The following is a 19,404-nucleotide window of genomic DNA, read 5'->3' as shown; positions in this document are numbered from 1 at the left end:
GCTTTTGCAAGTAATCTTTACAGGAGGCTAGCACATTGTTTGATAAATCATATTGAGGGCTAGAACCTTAGATGGAAAGATACGTAGCCAATGCTCTTTTTCGTTAGCGTACTACATCTGCGGTTTATTGCTTAATTTTAAGGCAATGATTTTACGTTCCGAAAACCTGTTCAAAAAATACAAGTCTCGCACGGTGGTAAACGATGTGAGCGTAGAGGTAAACCAAGGCGAGATTGTAGGCCTCCTGGGCCCGAACGGAGCCGGGAAGACGACTTCGTTCTACATGATTGTGGGGTTGGTGAAGCCTAACTCCGGACGCATTTTCCTGGATCAGGAGGACATCACCAGTTTGCCCATGTACCGGCGCGCCAAGAAAGGCGTAGGGTATCTGGCGCAGGAAGCTTCGGTTTTCCGAGATCTCACCGTGGAGGAGAACATCATGTCAGTGTTGGAGATGACCGACATCAGCAAGCAAGCTAGAAAGGAGAAAGTAGAGGAGTTGCTGGAGGAGTTCTCGCTCACACACGTGCGCAAGAACAAAGGCGTGGTGCTGTCTGGCGGGGAACGCCGCCGGACTGAGATTGCCCGCGCCCTGGCCGTAGACCCGTCTTTCGTCTTGCTGGATGAGCCCTTTGCCGGGGTAGACCCCATCGCGGTAGAGGAAATCCAAACCATCGTGGCCAAGCTCAAGACCAAGAACATCGGCATTCTCATCACCGACCACAACGTGAACGAGACGCTCTCCATCGTAGACCGCGCCTACCTGCTGTTTGAGGGCAAGATCCTGAAATCCGGCACCGCCGAGGAACTGGCCGCCGATGAACAGGTACGCCGCGTGTACCTGGGCAAGCACTTTGAGCTGAAGCGGAAGGTTTAATTAATTGTTGGTTGTTGATTGCTGATTGTTGCTCCAGTAAGCTTACCTTCTGTGTAGCCCCCTCTTTTGTCATCCTGGAAGGATCTTGTGGGCAAACTAGAAAGGCTTCTTTTCATCGCAATTACCGTTCGCCACCAAGATCCTTTCAGGATGACAGGAAGGGAAGGAGGGTTTCTTTGGGGAAATCAGCGGTGAGCAACCAATTCATTCAAGAGCAGTACAAGCACATATTCCAACGCTTACAGCAGTTGCCTCTCTTGATCAACAGCCTCATCAAAGTGACCAACGATAACCTTAAAACGTAAGCAGGTCAAAACAATCAACAACCAACAATTAACAATATAAAGAGTGGAGATAATCAATTCGCTGGTAACATGGGTAATGAAGAAGAGGATCCATCAGATAGACCTCTTCAGGAAGTACCCGCATGATGTGCAGAACGAGTTGTTTTCAAACCTGACCAATGCCGCCCGAAACACCGAATGGGGGCAGAAATACGGCTACTCAGACAAAATGAGCGTGCGCGAGTTTCAGGAACGGGTGCCTATCTGCGCCTATGAAGACCTCTACCCGTACATTGAGCGTGTCATGCGCGGCGAGCAGAATGTGCTGTGGCCCACCAAGGTGGAATGGTTTGCCAAGTCCTCCGGAACCACCAACGCCCGCAGCAAATACATTCCTGTGACCCCAGAGGCGCTGGAAGACTGTCACTACAAGGGAGGCAAAGACATGCTGTCCATTTTCGTGAACAACTACCCAGAAACCAAGGTCTTCGCGGGCAAGAGCCTTTCCATCGGCGGCAGCCACCACCCCAACGACTTCAACAGCAATACCCGCACCGGTGACATCTCTGCGGTGATCATGCAGAACCTGCCCATTTGGGCCGAGGCCATGCGCACGCCCCCGCTCAAGGTGGCCCTCATGGACAAGTGGGAAGAGAAGATCGCCAAGATGGTGGAGATCACCGTGAAAGAGAACGTAACCAGCATCTCGGGCGTGCCCACCTGGACTTACGTGCTTTTAAACCGCATTTTAGAGGAAACAGGCGCGAAAGACATTACCGAGGTATGGCCTAACCTGGAGCTGTTCACCCACGGGGCCGTGGCCTTCGGTCCGTACCGCGAGCTGTTCCGGCAACTCATTCCCTCAGAGAAAATGAATTACCTGGAGGTCTACAATGCCTCTGAAGGATTCTTCGGGATACAGGATGAGCCCAGCCTGAAAGACGAGATGCTTTTGATGCTGGACTACGGCGTCTTCTACGAGTTCATCCCCATGGAAGAGGCCGACGGGGAAAACCCCAAAGTGCTCACCCTGGACCAGGTGGAACTGGGCAAGAACTACGCCCTCATCATCTCAACCAATGCCGGCCTTTGGCGCTACAAGATTGGGGACACGGTGAAGTTCACTTCATTGGCGCCTTACCGCATCAAGATCTCAGGCCGCACCAAACATTTCATAAACGCCTTCGGTGAGGAGGTGGTAGTGGAGAACGCCGAAACCGCGATCACCAAGGCGTGCGAGGCCACGGGTGCCACTATCACTAACTTCACGGCCGCCCCGGTGTACTTTGAGGGCAAGAGCAAAGGCGGGCATCAATGGGTTATAGAGTTTTCCCGGCAGCCTTCCAGCCTAGATCAGTTCACCGAGGTGCTGGATCAGACCTTGCGCAGTATCAACTCAGATTATGATGCCAAACGCCAGAAAGACCTGGCCCTGCAGGCTCCGTTGATCACCGTGGCCCCTGCCGGCGCCTTCCTGAACTGGCTCCAGCACAAAGGCAAAATGGGCGGACAGCACAAAGTGCCGCGCCTGGCCAACGACCGCAAGTACCTGGAGGAGATCCTGGAGGTGAATAATCTGGGGTAAAAGTCATTCCACCCTTACTATTCCCTGTAGCGGCAATATTGCCTTTGGTATGTAGATTCTCCCCTTGAGGGGAGTTAGAGGAGTGTTTACACAGGAGAACTTACTACTGCGGGTTCTTGTGGTCTTCTATCCAATAAAGAATCTCCTGCACAACATAGGGCATTCTTCTCTTCACATCCATGTCCTCAAATCTGAGTAATCTCACCCCATAGGCGCTCAGTTCCTGCTCCCGCTTAGAATCATATTCTCCTTTTTCATCATGGCTGCTTCCGTCCACCTCAATAGCTAACCGTAGTCCATGACAGTAGAAATCAACAATGTAACTGAGCAAGGGTACTTGCCGGTGAAATTGAAGACCTAGTTTCCGGTTTTTGATTTCTTCCCAAAGTAATACCTCTCCCAGGGTGCTGTTGTTGCGCAGTTGTCTTGCCTTCTCCCTTAGGTCTGGGCGGTATGGGATGATTCTGTTTGGCATGGCAGACAGTTTACGTAAAACATTTACTGCAGGTGTAAACACCCCTCTAACTCCCCTCAAGGGGAGAATCTTGCTAAACTTCTTTCCGCCCGTTTTCTCCAAAATACCCCTAAAACACAAAACACCGCTTGGAGCGGTGTTTTGGTAAGCGTGTATCTACTGCATCTTCTATTCTAAAAAGCTGCTAAACATGCCGCCTTCTTTGTTGGCGTTGCCGCCGTGTGGCATCAAGGCCTGGATCAGTTTCTTCACCGGCATAGACTGGATCCAGACGCGGCCGGTGCCTCGGAGGGTAGCCAGGAAAAGACCTTCGCCGCCGAAGACCATGGAACGCAGGCCGCCGGCCCGCTGAATGTCAAAGTCAATCCCGTTCTCATACGCCACCACGCAGCCGGTGTCTACGCGCAGGGTCTCATTGTGCAGGTGCCGCTCAATGACTGTGCCGCCCGCATGGATAAAGGCCAGGCCATCGCCGGTGAGGCGCTGCATGATGAAGCCTTCGCCCCCGAAGAAGCCTGCGCCCAGCCGCTGGTTAAAGTGCATGGCGATCTTAGTGCCCAGGGCGGCGGCTAAGAAACCGTCTTTCTGCACCACCAGACCCTGCGGGAATTCAGAAAGGTTGATGGGCATGATGGTGCCGGGGTAAGGAGCCGAGAAACCTACTTTGGCCTTGCCGTGGCCACGGTGCGTAAAGTGCGTCATGAACAACGACTCGCCGGTGATGGCGCGGGCGCCCATCTGCACCAACTTCCCGAAAAAGCCTGAGTTGGGGTTGGAGCCATCGCCCATCTTGGTCTCAAACTGGATGCCGTCTTCCATGAACACCATGGCGCCGGCTTCGGCGATCACGGTTTCCTGTGGGTCCAGTTCTACTTCCAGCACCTGAATATCAGCGCCATGAATGCGGTAATCTACTTCGTGGGATATCATAAGAGGTTTATTTATTTTTTCTTCGGCTTGGGCTCTGATGATTTCTCGCCTTTCTCAGAGAAATCATCATCTGCGTCATCGTCTAAAGCGGCCCTTTTTTTGAAGAAATCCTCCTCGTTCTCTTCCTCCTCCACGGTTTCCTCAATGGGATAATCCTCCTCCTCCTCCTCGCGTTTCTTTCCTTGGTCGCCCACTAGTTTCTTGTCAGAGACGTTACGGTCCAGAAAGGAATTCAACTGGTCAATGTTGAAGTTAGAGGTAATATCACCCAAGGGGTTGATCTTGATCTCAAAGCCTTCCAGCTCAGGGTGTACCTTTGCTTTTTTCTCGGGCTTGTTCTCCTTTTTGTCCTTATCAGATTTCTTCTTTGCCATAGTAGTAGAGGGTTATGCCAGGCGTGCGCAACACCACCCGGTCTGTTGCTTCTACTACAAACGGGAATTCTGGAAGAAGGATAAACGAATTAAAAAGAAACCGCCGTCATAAACAAGCAGCACTTGTCTATGACGGCGGAAATATTCTTACCTGAACGTGTTTCAAGCCCCTTTTTGCAAGGAATGGGCCTAAAGCGTAGGGTTTGCTTTGAGGCGTACCAACCGCTTAAGCGGCGTACTGCGCCAACTTGGTCAAGGCAGCGTCAATGCGGTTCTCGGTTTCTTCGCGGCCTATGATCTCAATGATGGCCATAAGGTCTGGGCCTGCTTCCACGCCCGTCAAGGCAATGCGCAATGCCTGCATCACCTGGCCAATCTTCAAACCGTTGCGCTCCAGAACCTGCAGAAGCAAAGCTTTCACTGAATCAGCATTGAACTCAGGCAGCGAGGCAAGCTCGTTTCTAAATTCCTCAAAGGCACCTGCGGCGGCGGCCGACCATTTCTTGGCGGCTACCTGCTCATTGTATTGGGTAGGCGCCACGAAGAAGTAAGAAGCTTCTTTCCAGAAATCCTGCGGGAAGGTCACGCGCTCTTTCATTAAGCCTACGATCTTCTCGGCGCGCTCTTCAGAGCAGTCAATGCCTTGCTCAGGCAGGGCGGCCAGCAGGTACTGGGCCAGTTCTGCGTCTGGTTTGGCGCGCAGGTATTGCTCGTTGTACCAACGGGCCTTCTGGATGTCAAAACGGGTACCGGATTTACCGATGCGCTCAATGCTAAAGGCCTCAATGAGTTCCTCCATAGAGAAGATCTCCTGCTGCGTACCCGGGTTCCAGCCTAAGAAAGCCAGGAAGTTCACGAAACCATCTGGTAAATAACCAGCCTCGCGGTAGCCGCTTGATTTCTCGCCGGTCACAGGGTCTGTCCAGTTCAACGGGAATACCGGGAAACCCAGCTTATCGCCGTCGCGCTTGCTCAGCTTGCCGTTGCCGTCTGGCTTCAGCAACAACGGTAAGTGCGCGAACTCCGGCATGGTGTCTTCCCACCCGAAGTAACGGTACAGCAACACGTGCAGCGGCGCGCTAGGCAACCACTCTTCGCCCCTGATCACGTGGGTGATTTCCATTAAATGGTCATCCACTATGTTGGCCAGGTGGTAAGTGGGCATGCCGTCAGACTTCATCAGGACCTTGTCGTCAATGGCCGAGGAATGCACCATGACCCAGCCTCTGATCATGTCTTTGAGACGGATTTCCTCTTTGCGCGGCACTTTGAGGCGGATCACGTACGGGTCACCGCTCTCTAACCGGCGCTTCACCTCATCCTCAGGCAGGGTGAGGGAGTTTTTCATGGTGGCGCGGGTGATGGCGTTGTACTGCGGGGTGGCTACTTTGGCGGCTTTCAGGCGCTCACGCATTTCCTCCAGTTCCTCGGCGGTGTCAAAGGCGTAGTAGGCGTGGCCGGCGTTCACTAGTTGCAGGGCGTAGTCCATGTACATGGGCTTGCGCTCAGACTGGCGGTACGGCGCGTGGGGACCACCGTGCACGGGACTTTCATCTAGGGTGATGCCGCACCATTCCAGGGAGTCAAAGATGTATTGCTCTGCGCCGGGCACAAAGCGGGTTTGGTCAGTATCTTCAATGCGCAGCAACATTTTGCCGCCCATCTTTTTCGCGAACAGATAATTATACAGCGCTGTGCGTACCCCGCCAATGTGCAGCGGCCCGGTGGGGCTAGGGGCAAAGCGTACTCGTACTTCTCTTTCCATGGTATATAGGTCTTTCAATAGCGGTGCAAAAGTACGGTATTTCAAGGCTTTGGTAAAGCTTTTACGCGTAAAACCTTGCGCCTCTGTTTTCTGCCGCACCAAGCAGGCTCCCCTCTTTTGAAGGCAGGGGCTGGTAAGGAAACAGGCTGGCGGCCAAGAAGTTTGTAAACCTGCCGCTTCTAGTACGTATGAAGAAGGAAAACCAACGGCATGCTCAAAAACAAGCTACTAGAGTTCTGGGGGATTCTCAAAGAAGTGGTGTTAGACTTCATGGATAACAATTCCTTCCAGAAGGGGGCTGCCCTGGCATATTACACCATCTTCGCGCTGCCGCCCATTCTCATTATCATCATCAATACCGCCGGGGCTGTTTTTGGGCACGATGCCGTGCGCGGGCAGGTGTATGAGCAATTGCGGGAGCTGGTAGGCAGCAAGGGGGCTTATGATATCCAGGAGATGGTGGAGAACATCAACCAGTCTTCCGACTTCACCTTTGCTACCGTGGTGGGGGTGTTTACCTTGCTGGTGGGGGCCACGGGCGTCTTCATCTCCCTGCAGGAGTCGCTGAACCAGATATGGGGCGTGAAGCCGAAGCCCCGGAACGAATACCTCAAACTGCTCCTGGACCGGTTGCTGTCCTTCGCCATGATCCTGGCCATTGTGTTCCTGTTGCTGGTGAGCTTGGTGGTGCACGCTATTCTGGTGGCCATTACCTCTTTTCTGGCCAACAAGGTAGACCCGTCGCTGCTGCAGTTAACGCAACTGGCCAATTTGGTGGGTTCCACGGGGGTGGTCATGTTCCTGTTCGCCTTGATCTACAAGTTTCTGCCCGATGCCAAGATCAAATGGCGCGATGTCTGGATAGGGGCCTTGGTGACGGCCTTGCTCTTTTCGCTGGGGAAATCCTTGATTGGGCTGTACCTGGGCAACAGTGATTTCGCGGGTATCTACGGCGCCGCGGGCTCCGTGATTGTGGTCCTGACGTGGGTATTCTACACCTCACAGATCGTCTTCCTGGGTGCCCAGTTCACCCTGGTGTACGCCCGCCGCTTCGGAACTGACATTTACCCCTCAGACTACGCCGTGCGGGTCATCAACAAAGAAGTAGAGATAGGCCGCGCCCCAGTGAACGATGAGCCCGGCCCCAATGAGGCCAAGGCCAAAGGAGAGGAGTGTGATTGAATGATTGAGAGATTGAATGATTGAGAGAATGATTAAATGAGTGAGAAAATGGGAAAGCAAGAGTACTTCAGAAGGTTTTTGAGGCAGTTTTCAGAAAACCGGGCTTAAAACAGGGTTTTCCTATTCATCTTTTAAACATTCATTCCTTCACTCTCTCAATCATTCACTCTCTCACTCTCTCACTCTCTCAATCATTCAATCTCTCAATCATTCATTAAAATTTCACCGCAATGCAGGAGATCTCCACGTTTACGTCTTTGGGTAGGCGGCTTACTTCTACGGTTTCGCGGGCCGGCGGATTGCTGGTGAAATAGCTGCCGTAGGTTTCATTGATGGCGGCAAAGTTGCCCAGGTCTTTCACGAAGATGCTGCACTTCACCACGTGGCTGAAATCCATGCCGGCTTCCTGTAGAATGTACTGCAGGTTTTTCATGACCTGGTGCGTTTCAGATTGGATGTCGCCCTGTACCAATTGGCCGGTGGCCTGGTCCAGTGGGATCTGCCCGGAGACGTACAAGGTGTTGCCAGCCAATACCGCCTGGCTGTAGGGGCCAATGGGAGCCGGAGCGTGTTTGCTTTCTATAAGGTTGGTTGCCATAAACAAAGAGGTTAATCAGTATCTTTACCAGGCTAAAGGTACAGAAATATGAACACATTGGTTTTGGCTAGCCAGGAGCAGGAAGCAGAAGTTAGCCTGAAATTCTATAATAGAGCCTACCTTCATTTACAAGATCCGGCAGAACTGAAAGCCTGGCTGCCACAGGCAGATTTGGTGATTGATCTATTGCTGCATGAGCAACCAGAGCGCCTAGCCCAGTACAACCAGCAAGGAAAGGGCGAAAAGCTTACCGTGTTCTTCAACGCGAATAACCTGAACCTGACAGAGTTCGCCTCTGCGCACACCCCTCTCAACTTTCACTTAGCAGGCTTGATAGGCCAGCCTCTGCTAAACCGCGAAGTCCTGGAAGTAGTCCCCCTCCGCGAGGATTCTCAACGGGCCATAGATAAGGCTTTTGTCTTCCTGGCCTCGTTGTACCAGTTGGTGGTCAATAAAAAATAAGACCTTATCGCCCCCTTTCGCGAAAACAGCCCGAAAGTAGATTGAAACCGGCTGACTTCTCGCTGGCGCCCGCTGCTTGCGGATGGTGATCGCATACATACCAAATTTAAAACTAACTTCTTCCCTCTTTGTCATCCTGAAAGGATCTTGTGAACGAACGGCAATAACGCTTTTACCTTGGTCTTTTTAGTCGGGCCACAAGAGCTTTCCAAGATGGGATAATGGGGAAGCATTAGAACAACCTGATTGCTGGACTTGGGGATAGCCAGAACCAAGGAATCCTCCATCATGCGTGCGGCCAAGAGCGTCAGGCTCGCACCCGCGAAGGGGATTTCAGGTTGTTTCCTGAAAACTAGCTAGAAACGGAAAGGGAAGCTGTTTAGCTTCCCTTTCCGTTTTAATAAACCGATTTCCTAAGGCTCAGGTCACCCTGGGCGCATCACGCCTATTCCCTCGCCCTTCCAGTCCGGGAACAGGGTTTGGTCGGCTTTGATCTTCAGGTGTTTTCCGGCTACTTCGCTGAAAATGCTGCGGAAATCAGTCGTAACCGGAAGGTCACGGCCGTCTTCCAGGTTTTCTTTGGCTAAGGTGGGTACCTGCCCGTGCACCAGCCCGCCGTTCACGTTATTGCCCAGGAGGAACATGCAGGAGCCACGGCCGTGGTCGGTGCCGTTGCTGCCGTTCTGGTGCACCGTGCGGCCAAACTCGGTCATGGTCATTACATCCACTTCGTCCTGGTAGGCGTCCAGATCAGTCCAGAAGGCGGTGATGCTTTGGCTCAGGTCCTGCACGTTGCGCGCGAACGGGCCCTGGCCAGCCCCCTGGTTGAAGTGCGTGTCCCAGCCCCCAGATTCGGCAAAAGCCACTTCCAGCCCCACGTCCATCTTGATAAGCTGCGCGATCTGCTTCATGGAATTCCCCAGCGGACTATTGGGGTAAACCGCGTTATTGGCCGGCATGTACTTTTTGGTATCTACCTCCTTCAGCATCTTCACCGCTTCAAAGCTCTCTTTGCCGGTGCGGTTGAGCAGGGAGGAAGAGGTCTGGTCATAGAGGTCCTCAAAGCTGCGGGAAGCCAGGGCCGAAGCTTTCTGGTTTCCGCGGAGCTGAATGCCGAAGTCTTGTAAGTTGCTGATGGCCACGGCGGCATGGTCACCGTAGAAGGAGCGGGGCAGGGAAGAGGTGAGGCTAACGGCCTGAAACGGAGTGGCCGCTTCATGGCCCAATAGCCCCACCGCCCGGTTCAACCAGCCGCTGGACGTGCCTTTGTCAAAGGGGGTACCGGCCTCCATGTAGTCTTGGGCGTCAAAATGCGATCGGGTAGGGTTAGGGGAGCCCATGCCGTGCACAATGGCCAGCCGCTTTTCAAGGAACAGCGGCTCAAACGCCTTCATGGCAGGGTGCAGGCCAAATCTGCCGTCCAGGTCCAGCAAGGGGTTAGCTGATGACTTGGCGGCGGTCATGAACAGACTGGGGCGGGCCTTCTGCAGATAAGCATCGGTAAAGGGCGTCACGGCCATTAAGCCGTCCATGGCCCCGCGCTGGAAGATGCAGACCAGTATTCTGTTGCGCTTGTACGGCCTTGCCAGTTTATAGCTGCTGGCGGCCTGGGCCAGGAAGTTGGGCATGCCCCCCAGCCCGGCTACAAACATGGCCAACGCCCCTGATTTCAGGAAACCTCTTCTAGTGATCATATCCGTGTCTTTTGGTGATGGGTGAAAGCTGTGTTCCTTTACCGGCGCTGGAATTCTGGCGACCCTATGATGATGCCTACCACTTGGGCCAGCATGGGGTTGCTGCCGTTGTTCCCCTGCCTGGCTCTGGCAGAATCTGAGGTAGCTGCGCCTGCGTTTTTACGGCCACCGTTCTTTTTTTCAAGGCGGGGTGCCATCATCTGGTCCTCGTCTTCTGAAGCATCGGCGGGGGCCATGGGGTTGTTCTGGCTGGCGGCAGCATCCACCTTGTGGCTGAAGTCAGGGTCTTTGAGGGAAGGGGTCAGTCGCTTGATGGTCTCGGTGAGGTCCCGCTCAGGCAGGAGGTAGCGGCTGTAGGTGGCCAGGGCCACCTCTGCGCTCTCCGGCTCCCGGTGCTGGTTCAGGGCCATCAGATCCAGCCGCACGCCGGGTATCCGCTGCGAGGCCAGGGCCAAGCCAAAATTCATGCGATTCAGCAAAGAGCCGGTGTTGATCCAGTAGGCGGCCTTGTCTGGGAACCCCGTGGGAGCCTGGTAGTAATACATGCGCTCGCCCATTTTAGAGATCCAGTTGTGCAGTTGGAAAGGGGCATTTACCTCGGCGTTCAGGCTGCGCACCGAACTGATGGCCAACTCAAACGGCGACTTGGTCTTCTCACGCAGCGCCTCCTTGTCCCAGAACTCCGGCGAAGAAACCATGGTCAGCAACACCTGCTGGATGTCGCCACCTTTCTCAGTAAACGTCTTAGCCATTTTGTCTATAAGGGTTTGCGGCGGATTGTCGTTTACAAAGCGTACGGCCAGCTTTTTGGAGATGAATCTGGCTGTGGAAGGGTGGTGGGCCAGGAGTTTGATCAGCTCCACGCCTTCTTCATAGCCGCCGTTGGCTGCGAATTCTTTGCTCAGCACCACCTTCTTGCCTTTGTCATGCTTGTTGGCCGCGAACCGGAAGTCCTCTTCCAGCACGTACCCTTGGGTAGCCATGGCCGCTAAACGCTTGGGCCCCGGGGCTGCCGCCTTGTTCCCCGCTGCATTGTACTGGGTGATAGCGGGGTTGATAGTCCAACCAGTGAGCACCCGGGCAGCCTGGGTCACGTCTTGCTGGGTATAGCCGCCGTCTACGCCCAGGGTGTGCAGTTCCATGATCTCGCGGGCGTAGTTCTCATTGAGACCTTGCTTTTTCTGGCTGGCCTTTACCATCTCCATCATCTGCAGGCCTTGGGCAGACGAGTCCTGGGCCTGCCGTTCTTGCAAGGCGCGCAGTTGGTACTGCTGTACTTTCTTCTGGGAAGGGGTGAGGCTTTCTGAGGAAACGGTGCTTTTGAAATTGTCCAGATACGTCAGCATAGCCGGCGATTTGGCCGTAGCCAGCAGCAACCTCTCAAACTGGCCCAACGCGTTAGGCCTGATCACATCCCGCTCATAGGAGAGGATATAAGGAGAGCAGTTCTTGTTGGTGAAGGACACGTTGAAATGGTTAAACCAGAAGCTGGTGAGAATCTCCTGTAACTGGTTCTGGGTGTAAGCCGCCCTAAGAATCTTCTGGTTGATGAGCTCCTGGTACAATTCGCGCTCTTGCCTGAACCCTTTCTGCTTCATGTAGTCACCCAGCTTCTGGCGGTACTCCTCATTGGCAGATTTGTCTGCAAAGCCATTCTTTACCTTCGTTTGGTCTATCACGCCCTCTTTGACCGCCTGGCGTACCAATTGCCCCCTCTGCGGAAAGGTTTGCACGATCTGCTCATTGGTCATTTTGAGGGTGCTGTAGGCTTCCAGCCGCTGCTGGAGCGCTTGATCGGGAAGTTGGGCGGTGAGTTGCTGTAGAAGCCATTTCTCCAGCCCCATCTTCACCACTTCGTCTACCTGCCTGGGTTGGGCTCCGTAGGTGAACCGGCTAAGTAAATGGGCGGCAGCCTGCCTTTCTGTAAGCCCCGCCTTTTTATAAGGGAACTTCGGCCCTTTGGCAGCCACGGTGTTTCTTTCCCTAAAGGAAGAAAAGATAAGCCCCCCTGCCAGCAGGAGCAGCGCAAGAACCGAAAACTGGATTGCTTTTTTCATAGCGGTGAAGGGATACGGGCTTGGACAAGATGACAAACAACAGATAGTCAGGCCTTGAGCCTCTTGTGCTTCAGGATCAAAGGTGTTCTGTGTCTTATAGATAGAAAACGGCTTACAAAGTTTAATGGTAAGCTCACTTTTTTTAGCCGTTGTCCTTGGACCATAGGATGATGAGGGAACCTACCGCCTGAAACCGCCAACCATGAAGCTCTGTTTGAGGGCTGTTTTAGGGAAAAGGACCTTGAAAGAGAGGTGGCAACCTTTGGTCATGAGGTTTTGTTTCAAGGTTATTTTTGGGGAAAGGCCCCTGAAACAGAGCCCGGAGAGCAGACTGCGTCTGGAATTGTAGCTAAACCAGCCTGCCGTTTGGTAGCTACTGCCAGGAGGAAGTGGAGTAGGACCAAGCAGGCGTTGAATGGCAAACAGCGCCTTTTTGACCTCCTTTTCTGAAATGGGGGCTGAAGCAGAAAGGGCCTAAAACAAGAAGGGGAAGCCGTTTGGCCTCCCCTTTTACCTTAAGCAAGGTGATATTACTCCACCGTTACTGATTTAGCTAAGTTACGTGGTTGGTCTACGTTACAGCCCCGCATCACGGCAATGTGGTAGCTGAGTAACTGCAAAGGAATCACGGAGATCAACGGCATGAGGGCTTCATGGGTATTGGGTACCTCAATCACGAACTCGGCCATTTGCGGGATCACGGTATCACCTTCGGTCACAATCGCGATCACCCGTCCCTTACGGGCTCTTACCTCCTGTATGTTAGAAACGATTTTCTCATAAGAGCTGTCTTTGGTAGCAATCACCACCACCGGCATGTTCTCGTCAATCAACGCGATAGGGCCGTGCTTCATTTCTGCCGCCGGGTATCCTTCTGCGTGGATGTAAGAGATCTCCTTCAGTTTCAAGGCGCCTTCCAGAGCTACCGGGAAGTTGAACCCACGGCCCAGGTAGATGAAGTTAGACGCATCTTTGAAGATCTCAGAGATGGCCTGTATTTCTTTGTCCAGCAGCAATGCCTGCTCCACCTTGGCCGGGATTTTCTCCATCTCCAGCATGAGGGTACGCAGAGCCGTCAGTTCCATGGTGCCACGCATCTCAGCGATCATCATGGCCATAAGGGAAAGAACCGTTACCTGAGCCGTGAAGGCTTTGGTACTGGCCACCCCTATCTCAGGACCGGCGTGGGTATAAGCACCGGCGTCGGTGGCACGGGCGATAGAAGAACCTACCACGTTGCACACCCCAAAGATCATGGCGCCTTTGGCTTTCGCCAGTTCCAGGGCCGCCAACGTATCAGCGGTTTCACCAGACTGGGAAATGGCAATCACAATGTCTCCCTCGCGGATCACCGGGTTCCGGTACCGGAACTCAGAAGCGTACTCCACTTCAACAGGGATGCGGGCAAACTCTTCAATCATGTATTCGGCCACCAGGCCGGCGTGCCAGGAAGTGCCACAGGCCACAATAAGAATGCGTTCCGCGTTTTTGAAACGGGTGGCATACTCTCTGATGCTGGACATGGTCAGTTGCGTGTTCTCGGCCACCAAACGGCCGCGCATGCTGTCCATGATAGAACGTGGTTGCTCAAAGATCTCTTTCAGCATGAAGTGAGGGTAGCCGCCTTTCTCAATGGCTTCCAACTCCAACTCCAGTTTCTGGATATAAGGCGTCTGCACCACGTCTTCTTTACTGCGGATGTCCAGTACCCCGTCTTTGATCACGGCTATCTCAAAATCATTAAGGTAGACCACTTCATTGGTGTACTCAATGATAGGAGTGGCATCTGAGGCCAGGAAGTACTCGCCTTTGCCTACGCCAATCACCAAAGGGCTGCCTTTACGGGCGGCCACTAATTGCGTAGGGGAATCATGGGAAATCACCACAATAGCGTAAGCACCTACCACCTCATGCAGGGCCAGGCGTACCGCCTCCGCTAAGGAAACCTTGCTTTCCTTTTGTACATCCTCAATCAGGTTCACAAACACCTCAGAGTCTGTGTCACTGTGGAACTCATACCCTTTGTTGAGCAAGTGGGTCTTCAACGAGGCATAGTTCTCAATGATGCCATTATGGATGATGGCAATCTTCTTGGAAGTAGAGTAGTGTGGGTGCGCATTGACATCATTGGGTTCCCCGTGGGTAGCCCACCGCGTATGGCCAATACCAATCGTGCTGGTTGTATCCTGAGTGCCAATGTGGGCTTCCAGGTCAGCTACTTTCCCTTTCTTTTTAAATACTTTAAGATCACCGCCGTTCAACAATGCCACTCCAGCACTATCATAGCCGCGGTATTCCAAACGCTTCAACCCTTTCAGAATGATTGGGCAGGCTTCTCTCTGCCCTACATAGGCTACAATTCCACACATACTATTTAATAGTTGGTTTAAATTTGGGGATATAAATGGATTATTATTGAGCGGTTGAATAGAAGAGTCTGAGTTTGATGCGGCGCTCAGCGTTGGGACTTTGGTTGGCCTCCAAGATGGCGCGGTTTACCGTTTGTGCCAGGTTGGTAGGCGTTCCAACGTTACTGGTCACATTGGAAGGCAATAAGATAAGGCCGTTGTTTTCTCTTCTGTTATACAATAGGTTCTGAAGATAACTGGTGATGTTCACTACATAGACGTACCCGCCGCTTTTGCCTCTGTACTGGAGGGTGGCGGCCACGTTGCTGCCTTCTGCCACCAACGCATTGGGAACACCTTGTGGCGACGTGGAAACCCTGTTGGAGCGGGTAGCCTCTACCAGGGTAATCACCGGAGGTAACGACAAGGAATCAGCTCCGTTTGCAATGGGGATGATCAATTCAGCTTTGTTGATGGCTAAGTTCTGATCCTGTTTCTTACCGGTTCTGGCGGCTTCAATAGGGTCTTTCTCCCGGAAGAAGGAGATATGAGGTAACTCAATCTTGGTGACGATGCCTGTACCAGCCTGCAGGAACGTACGGTTGCCGGCTGCCCCTGAAGACAACGTAGCGCCGTTGGTTTGCAGCGCAGCCAGAGCAGATCCGTTTCTGTTCGCCTCAATCTGGTTGTAATACCGCTCCGTGAAAAGAAAGGTTGTGGTCTTGGCAATGTTCTTCTTTGACTTGTAATGGAGCGACAGGTTGGTGTTGGCAGAGGTGGGCAACAAGCCGATGATGGTCCCCTGGTCTTCTGTTCCGGCAGCCGGCTCAATCACCAGCCCGTTGATGGCGCTGATAAACGCCTGGGTGGTGGAGGTTTGCGACAGCGATTGCAGCACCTGGTTCGCGAAAGTACCCGTGATCTTGATTTTGATCAGGACCGGTAAGGTCTTGCTGGTATCTGTGGGGTTCTTATAGGTGGCGTCTGGCTGCGGCAGGAACGTCACGGTGCCTACCGGCGTCTCATTATAGGAAAGCTTTCTGGAGGTGTAATAGGTGGCATCATCCCGGAACGCCTCTGTGAGGCGGTGCACGTTCAGTTTTATGTTTTTGCCTTTTTCCCCAAAAGCATAGTTATAATCCAGATTGATGATCAAAGAATCTGCTCCTTTGGAGGCATCTATGGAGTCTGGATGGGCCGGAAACGCCAAAGGCGCGAACTCCGCGAAAGTGCGGGCGGTCACCGTGCCAAAGGTAGCGTCTGTGATTCTACCGGCCTGCACACGGCTAGCTCCCAAGGTGATGATGGAGTCCTTGAGCAAAACCGTGGAGGCTTTTATGGTAGCGGTGTCTGTATAAGAAGTGCCAATTTGGGTACCGGGCTCCTGCAACTCCAGGCCAATGGCCGTTGGGTCTTCACAAGCAGAAAAAAAGAAGGAGGAAAAAAACAGTACAGCAGCAGCTTTACTAATTCGCAAGTTCATTATACAAGTTAAAGTAAGAATCCAGGGTGTTTTCGTCTGAGCTAATGGTGTTGATCTGCTTGGTGTTGTTGTATTCCTGAAACATAGCATTGAGGTTGTCACTGAAATCCTCATTTGATTTGATCACCATGTCAGCGTATTGCATCCCCATTTTGATGAAGGCTCCAAAATCACCGGCCCGCAGGTTGGCCAGCATCTCGTCTTCAATGTCCAGCATCTTGGCTTTCTCTAGCAGGTCGCCCTCAAACTTGTGGGTAAACTCACTGTTGTACACAGAGAAAACAGATTTTGAGGTCTTAAAGATAGGGTCATTCTTGTAAGTGCTCTTCAGGTACAGCGGAATAAGGCTGGTCATCCAGTCATTGCAATGCACAATATCCGGGGCCCAACCCAGTTTCTTCACCGTTTCCAAGACGCCTTTGCAGAAAAAGATGGCCCGCTCATCATTGTCTGGGTAAAATTTGTTGTCTTTGTCCACCAAAACGGACTTGCGGTGAAAATAGTCTTCGTTGTCAATGAAATATACCTGAAGCTTGGCATTAGGGATAGAGGCTACCTTGATAATCAGGGGTTTCTCTTCTTCGCCAACGGCAATGTTTATGCCAGAAAGCCGCACTACCTCGTGCAGACGGTTCTTGCGTTCGTTGATCAAACCAAACCGGGGTACGAAAATCCTTACTTCCATCCCTCGCTCTTGCATCGCTTGTGGCAACATCCTCAGGAATTCCGCTACTTTTGTGGTTTGCAGAAATGGATCAATCTCAGTAGCCGCGTATAAGATTCTCAATTTGGACATAGGTTGGAGTGATTAAAATAAAACAGGCAATAGGAATTGCGAAATGCAAAATTAAGCAATTATCAGCTGATTCTCAATTTATTTGAATAAAATCCTACCTTTGGCGTCTTTTCCCAGTACACCCTTAAATCAGAGCCCCCCATGTTGCATCTTTCTTCTATATCTGACATTCGGCAGCAGACAGAACTGCTTCGGCGGCAGGGCAAACGTATAGGATTTGTACCTACCATGGGGGCCCTGCATGAAGGGCATTTAACGCTGGTGCGGGCCGCCCGCCACCAGAATGACATCACCGTCTGCAGCGTGTTTGTGAACCCGGCGCAATTCAACAACCCCGAGGATTACCGGCTTTATCCGCGCATCCTGGAAAAGGACGCCCAAATGCTGGCCCAGGAAGGCTGTGACATCCTGTTCTCCCCGGCCGCCGAGGAGATGTACCGGCAGACGCCCCGGCTCCACTTTGACTTTGGGGAGCTGGAACAGGTGATGGAAGGGGCGCATCGGCCAGGGCACTTCAACGGGGTGGCTACCGTGGTGAGCAAGCTTTTCCACCTGGTCAAGCCGCACCAGGCGTTCTTTGGGCAGAAAGACCTGCAGCAGTTCGCCGTGATCCAACAACTGGTATTGGATTTGAGCTTTGACCTGGAATTGGTCTGTTACCCCATCATCAGGGAAGAGGACGGGTTGGCCATGTCTTCGCGCAACCGCCGCTTGGCACCTGAACAACGTGCCGTAGCGCCCCGGCTCTACCAGGCCCTGCAACTGCTGCGGGAGAAACTGGAGACCCTGCCCGTGCCCGCCGCTAAACAGGAGGCCGAGGCGTTTTTACAGCGTTTTCCGCAAATCAAGCTGGAATACCTGGAGGTGGTGCATGCGCAAACCCTGCAGCCCTTGCAGGAGGTGGGCCAGGGGGCTCCCGTGGCATTGTGCCTGGCGGCCTTTCTAGGCGAGGTAAGGCTCATAGACAATCTGCTATTGTAAGGCTTCTGCAAAAGCAAAAAGGCAGGGCGTTAATTGTCTCATAAATAATCTATAACTTTGTGTGTTTTTAGATTGTTTTGATGCAGATTGAAGTTCTTAAATCCAAAATACATCGGGCCAAGGTAACCCAGGCCGAGTTGCATTACGTGGGAAGCATTACCATAGACGAGGATCTATTGGATGCCGCCAACATGGTTCCCCATGAGAAAGTCCAGATCGTGAACGTGAACAACGGCGAGCGGTTTGAGACCTATATTATAAAAGGTGAGCGAGGGACCGGTATGATCTGCCTCAATGGCCCTGCCGCCCGCCGGGTGCAGGTAGGGGACATCATCATCATCATCTCCTATGCCCTCATCAATTTCGCTGACGCCCGTTCCCACGAACCCACCGTCATTTTCCCCGACCAGCATAACCGCTTAGTGTAGCCTTTGCCCGGCATGAAGAAAACCGTCAACGTACTCAAGTACCTGCTGCTTCTGGCGGTTTCGGTTTTCCTGATGGGCTATGCCTTGCGCAGCATCAACTTCACGGCGGTAAAGGCCGAGCTGGCCCAGGCGAACTATTCCTGGATTGTCGTTACCCTGTTGCTCTCCGTGGCAGGCTACATAAGCCGGGCCATCAGGTGGCGCATGCAGTTTGTGCCATTGGGCTATAAACCTGGGCACTTGCAAACGTACCATGCCCTCATGGTGGGGTACCTGGCCAACATAGTACTGCCCCGGGCCGGCGAAGTGATCAGGTGCACCTTGCTGCGGCGCACCTCAGAGGTGCCGGTGAACGTCTCGCTGGGCACGGTGATCACCGAGCGGGTCATTGACCTGGTCATGCTGCTCCTGTGCATGTGCTTTACCTTGCTGCTGGAGTTTGACCGCCTGAACAGTTTTTTCCTGGAGATTTTCTCTGAGAGCTTCAAGGGCATGGAGCAGAACCTGCAGACGCTCTACCTGCTTGGGGCGGTAGGCATCATAGGGTCTGGCTTTGTCATCTGGTACCTGTACAAGAATATCTCCAAGTTGCAGCGCAACCCGTTCTTCAAGCGGGTGAGTGACTTTGTGCTAGGAATCTGGCAAGGCATTTTCAGTATCGCCCGAATGGAGCAGAAAGGGGCCTTCGTTTTCCACACGCTCTTTATCTGGGTCACCTACTACCTGACCAGCTACCTGGCCTTTTTCGCCTTGCCTGGGACCGAGGACCTCACCTGGCAGGCGGGCATGGCCATTTTGGTGGTGGGCGGCCTGGGGATGTCAGCGCCGGTGCAGGGCGGCATAGGCGTGTACCATATACTGGTGAGAACCGCGCTTCTCCTGTACGCCGTGCCCTTAGACAAAGGCATGGCCTACGCGCTTATCACCCACACCACCGGGGCTTTTCTGGTGGTATTGATGGGCGCCATCAGTCTGGTGGCTAGTTTCACCAAGGTGAAACGCGAACCGGCCAAGCAGACCGCCTAAGCTCTTTCAGGGCTGTTTTCTATAAATAAGTTCCAAAATAGAACGCCAGGATCTGGCGT

At 53.0% G+C, this 19,404-nt stretch carries 17 protein-coding genes; 7 read left to right on the top strand and 10 right to left on the bottom strand.

The features are described 5' to 3' along the window. The first annotated feature begins 145 nt into the window (after positions 1 to 145). Positions 146 to 877 carry an LPS export ABC transporter ATP-binding protein gene (lptB, locus tag FOE74_RS13725; RefSeq protein WP_149099178.1) on the top strand — a complete coding sequence of 244 codons (732 nt, stop codon included), beginning with the start codon at positions 146 to 148 and terminating at the stop codon, positions 875 to 877. A gap of 381 nt (positions 878 to 1,258) precedes the next feature. Beyond that, a complete protein-coding gene (locus FOE74_RS13720; protein ID WP_149099177.1) occupies positions 1,259 to 2,746 on the top strand; it encodes a GH3 auxin-responsive promoter family protein in 1,488 nt (495 codons plus the stop codon). A 103-nt stretch (positions 2,747 to 2,849) separates the two neighbouring features. On the opposite strand, the gene FOE74_RS13715 is transcribed toward FOE74_RS13720, so the two are convergent. The 4 genes from FOE74_RS13715 to gltX all read right to left on the bottom strand — a co-directional run bounded on the left by FOE74_RS13715 (position 2,850) and on the right by gltX (position 6,290). After that, positions 2,850 to 3,221: an endonuclease domain-containing protein gene (locus tag FOE74_RS13715; RefSeq protein ID WP_149099176.1), complete on the bottom strand. Its 372-nt coding sequence runs from the start codon at positions 3,219 to 3,221 to the stop codon at positions 2,850 to 2,852. A gap of 168 nt (positions 3,222 to 3,389) precedes the next feature. Beyond that, positions 3,390 to 4,151, bottom strand: a complete 762-nt coding sequence (locus FOE74_RS13710; RefSeq protein WP_149099175.1) for a TIGR00266 family protein — start codon at positions 4,149 to 4,151, stop codon at positions 3,390 to 3,392. Positions 4,152 to 4,162: 11 nt separating this feature from the next. Beyond that, on the bottom strand, positions 4,163 to 4,525 hold the full coding sequence (locus FOE74_RS21240) for a hypothetical protein (RefSeq protein ID WP_188686683.1): 363 nt from the start codon (positions 4,523 to 4,525) through the stop codon (positions 4,163 to 4,165). A gap of 226 nt (positions 4,526 to 4,751) precedes the next feature. Further along, positions 4,752 to 6,290, bottom strand: coding sequence for a glutamate--tRNA ligase (gene gltX / locus FOE74_RS13700; protein WP_149099174.1), 1,539 nt, complete (start codon positions 6,288 to 6,290; stop codon positions 4,752 to 4,754). A gap of 210 nt (positions 6,291 to 6,500) precedes the next feature. Between gltX and FOE74_RS13695 the strand changes: the two genes are divergently transcribed. Continuing rightward, complete coding sequence (locus FOE74_RS13695) at positions 6,501 to 7,472, top strand: YihY/virulence factor BrkB family protein (protein WP_149099173.1); 972 nt, start codon at positions 6,501 to 6,503, stop codon at positions 7,470 to 7,472. 214 nt (positions 7,473 to 7,686) lie between these two features. On the opposite strand, the gene FOE74_RS13690 is transcribed toward FOE74_RS13695, so the two are convergent. After that, positions 7,687 to 8,070, bottom strand: coding sequence for a RidA family protein (locus FOE74_RS13690; RefSeq protein ID WP_149099172.1), 384 nt, complete (start codon positions 8,068 to 8,070; stop codon positions 7,687 to 7,689). Between the two features lie 48 nt (positions 8,071 to 8,118). Here FOE74_RS13690 and FOE74_RS13685 point away from each other — a divergent pair, with 48 nt between their 5' ends. Continuing rightward, positions 8,119 to 8,532, top strand: coding sequence for a hypothetical protein (locus tag FOE74_RS13685; protein WP_149099171.1), 414 nt, complete (start codon positions 8,119 to 8,121; stop codon positions 8,530 to 8,532). 425 nt (positions 8,533 to 8,957) lie between these two features. Here the strand turns inward: FOE74_RS13685 and FOE74_RS13680 are convergent, their stop codons facing one another. The 5 genes from FOE74_RS13680 to FOE74_RS13660 form a co-directional block, all read right to left on the bottom strand. Next, positions 8,958 to 10,226, bottom strand: a complete 1,269-nt coding sequence (locus tag FOE74_RS13680; protein WP_149099170.1) for a DUF1501 domain-containing protein — start codon at positions 10,224 to 10,226, stop codon at positions 8,958 to 8,960. A gap of 38 nt (positions 10,227 to 10,264) precedes the next feature. Further along, complete coding sequence (locus FOE74_RS13675) at positions 10,265 to 12,283, bottom strand: DUF1800 domain-containing protein (protein ID WP_149099169.1); 2,019 nt, start codon at positions 12,281 to 12,283, stop codon at positions 10,265 to 10,267. Between the two features lie 530 nt (positions 12,284 to 12,813). Beyond that, a complete protein-coding gene (gene glmS, locus FOE74_RS13670; protein WP_149099168.1) occupies positions 12,814 to 14,652 on the bottom strand; it encodes a glutamine--fructose-6-phosphate transaminase (isomerizing) in 1,839 nt (612 codons plus the stop codon). A gap of 43 nt (positions 14,653 to 14,695) precedes the next feature. Continuing rightward, a complete protein-coding gene (locus tag FOE74_RS13665) occupies positions 14,696 to 16,114 on the bottom strand; it encodes a DUF4270 family protein (RefSeq protein WP_188686685.1) in 1,419 nt (472 codons plus the stop codon). Then, the gene (locus FOE74_RS13660) at positions 16,098 to 16,910 is read right to left on the bottom strand and encodes a glycogen/starch synthase (protein ID WP_149099166.1); all 813 of its coding nucleotides are present in this window, start codon (positions 16,908 to 16,910) and stop codon (positions 16,098 to 16,100) included. Before FOE74_RS13660 ends, FOE74_RS13665 begins: the two co-directional genes overlap by 17 nt. A gap of 141 nt (positions 16,911 to 17,051) precedes the next feature. On the opposite strand from FOE74_RS13660, the gene panC reads away from it, so the two are divergent. The 3 genes from panC (at position 17,052) to FOE74_RS13645 (ending at position 19,345) form a co-directional block, all read left to right on the top strand. Next, a complete protein-coding gene (panC, locus tag FOE74_RS13655) occupies positions 17,052 to 17,891 on the top strand; it encodes a pantoate--beta-alanine ligase (protein WP_149099165.1) in 840 nt (279 codons plus the stop codon). Positions 17,892 to 17,971: 80 nt separating this feature from the next. Continuing rightward, positions 17,972 to 18,319 carry an aspartate 1-decarboxylase gene (gene panD, locus FOE74_RS13650; RefSeq protein ID WP_149099164.1) on the top strand — a complete coding sequence of 116 codons (348 nt, stop codon included), beginning with the start codon at positions 17,972 to 17,974 and terminating at the stop codon, positions 18,317 to 18,319. A gap of 12 nt (positions 18,320 to 18,331) precedes the next feature. Beyond that, the gene (locus tag FOE74_RS13645; RefSeq protein ID WP_149099163.1) at positions 18,332 to 19,345 is read left to right on the top strand and encodes a lysylphosphatidylglycerol synthase transmembrane domain-containing protein; all 1,014 of its coding nucleotides are present in this window, start codon (positions 18,332 to 18,334) and stop codon (positions 19,343 to 19,345) included. The last annotated feature ends 59 nt before the right edge of the window (positions 19,346 to 19,404 follow it).

This window comes from Rufibacter glacialis, from assembly GCF_008271745.1.
GTDB classification, from domain to species: domain Bacteria; phylum Bacteroidota; class Bacteroidia; order Cytophagales; family Hymenobacteraceae; genus Nibribacter; species Nibribacter glacialis.
The sequence above is the reverse complement of the archived record's forward strand: the minus strand, read 5'-3'. Positions and strand labels throughout refer to the sequence as shown.

Bases quoted from the DNA above. Each gene is read 5' to 3' on its own strand.
- FOE74_RS13715 (WP_149099176.1), bottom strand. From the start codon at position 3,221: ATGCCAAACAGAATCATCCCATACCGCCCAGACCTAAGGGAGAAGGCA.
- FOE74_RS13685 (WP_149099171.1), top strand. From the start codon at position 8,119: ATGAACACATTGGTTTTGGCTAGCCAGGAGCAGGAAGCAGAAGTTAGC.
- FOE74_RS13665 (WP_188686685.1), bottom strand. From the start codon at position 16,114: ATGAACTTGCGAATTAGTAAAGCTGCTGCTGTACTGTTTTTTTCCTCC.
- FOE74_RS13690 (WP_149099172.1), bottom strand. From the start codon at position 8,070: ATGGCAACCAACCTTATAGAAAGCAAACACGCTCCGGCTCCCATTGGC.
- glmS (WP_149099168.1), bottom strand. From the start codon at position 14,652: ATGTGTGGAATTGTAGCCTATGTAGGGCAGAGAGAAGCCTGCCCAATC.
- lptB (WP_149099178.1), top strand. From the start codon at position 146: ATGATTTTACGTTCCGAAAACCTGTTCAAAAAATACAAGTCTCGCACG.
- panD (WP_149099164.1), top strand. From the start codon at position 17,972: ATGCAGATTGAAGTTCTTAAATCCAAAATACATCGGGCCAAGGTAACC.
- FOE74_RS21240 (WP_188686683.1), bottom strand. From the start codon at position 4,525: ATGGCAAAGAAGAAATCTGATAAGGACAAAAAGGAGAACAAGCCCGAG.
- FOE74_RS13710 (WP_149099175.1), bottom strand. From the start codon at position 4,151: ATGATATCCCACGAAGTAGATTACCGCATTCATGGCGCTGATATTCAG.
- gltX (WP_149099174.1), bottom strand. From the start codon at position 6,290: ATGGAAAGAGAAGTACGAGTACGCTTTGCCCCTAGCCCCACCGGGCCG.
- FOE74_RS13695 (WP_149099173.1), top strand. From the start codon at position 6,501: ATGCTCAAAAACAAGCTACTAGAGTTCTGGGGGATTCTCAAAGAAGTG.
- FOE74_RS13660 (WP_149099166.1), bottom strand. From the start codon at position 16,910: ATGTCCAAATTGAGAATCTTATACGCGGCTACTGAGATTGATCCATTT.
- FOE74_RS13675 (WP_149099169.1), bottom strand. From the start codon at position 12,283: ATGAAAAAAGCAATCCAGTTTTCGGTTCTTGCGCTGCTCCTGCTGGCA.
- FOE74_RS13680 (WP_149099170.1), bottom strand. From the start codon at position 10,226: ATGATCACTAGAAGAGGTTTCCTGAAATCAGGGGCGTTGGCCATGTTT.
- FOE74_RS13645 (WP_149099163.1), top strand. From the start codon at position 18,332: ATGAAGAAAACCGTCAACGTACTCAAGTACCTGCTGCTTCTGGCGGTT.
- FOE74_RS13720 (WP_149099177.1), top strand. From the start codon at position 1,259: ATGAAGAAGAGGATCCATCAGATAGACCTCTTCAGGAAGTACCCGCAT.
- panC (WP_149099165.1), top strand. From the start codon at position 17,052: ATGTTGCATCTTTCTTCTATATCTGACATTCGGCAGCAGACAGAACTG.